The 906-nt window shown below is 37.5% G+C and carries 1 protein-coding gene; it reads right to left on the bottom strand.

Going from position 1 to position 906, the window contains the following annotated elements:
- Positions 1-782 (bottom strand): Rpn family recombination-promoting nuclease/putative transposase (locus WKU33_RS18980; protein WP_340456138.1); only part of this gene is annotated, 782 nt, incomplete at its 3' end.
- Positions 783-906 lie beyond the last annotated feature (124 nt).

Raw genomic sequence — 906 nt, 5'->3', positions numbered from 1 at the left:
CTGTTCTTAATTTTTTCCGTAATTTCATCCGTATTTCCTCGTGTGACATTCGTCGCCGCGCTGAAAATATAGTACAGCATCGTCTCAAAGTATTCCATACCCGTCTGTTTATCATCCAACTCCTGCAAATAAGAAATACTTCTTTCAAGGATCCTAAGCAATTCTTGAACCGATTCCGCCTTACGAATATCGCGGAACATCGTAATTAAAATCCGGATACGAGCTTCACCCTTGATTTCTTCATCTGGAAAATTAGTGAAATCAAAAAGCAAAAATTTGTAGTTGGGAATAAATTGACGTATTTCCCGCGGCAAGTCATCATAATTTGCAATTGCCTTACGAAGCATATCGGAAGTATTCCAACTTGTGTTTCCGTGATACATAACTAAAGGAATAACGGGTGGCACAGTTTTTAAATTCTCTTTCCTCATCTTTGCGTCCCAAAATTCCGCCATGTACTTCAATATTTGAAAGGTAACGGTTCTGTCAGCATAACTTTTGTGTTCGAACAGGAAATATACATAACCTTCTTTCCCGTCAATATCTGTGCTGAAAAGTAAATCAGAGTAACTTTCTTCTAGTTCTTTACTGATGAAGCTGTCCTTCTCAAGTTTCAATGTGTCCGTATTAAGAAACTTCATAACGCCAGGTGGTAAATAATGGTGTAAGAAACTTCTCGTCACTTTAATATGACTAAATGTTTCTTTAAAAAGCTTATCATGGGGATTTTCCACCTTTCTAAACTTCTGTTGGGGGTAATGGGAAGTTTCCTCCTTGACCAATAATAAGTTCGCCAAATTCTTCACTTCCTCCGAGGATATAATGATGAGATTAATAATGTAGATTCTAAGCATATTATATCAATATCGCCCACGATAAACAATCGTAGGACAGAGGGTCAGGCAA

This window comes from Oceanobacillus sp. HCA-5259 (assembly GCF_037892815.1).
Lineage (GTDB): Bacteria > Bacillota > Bacilli > Bacillales > Amphibacillaceae > Oceanobacillus > Oceanobacillus indicireducens.
The sequence above is the reverse complement of the archived record's forward strand: the minus strand, read 5'-3'. Positions and strand labels throughout refer to the sequence as shown.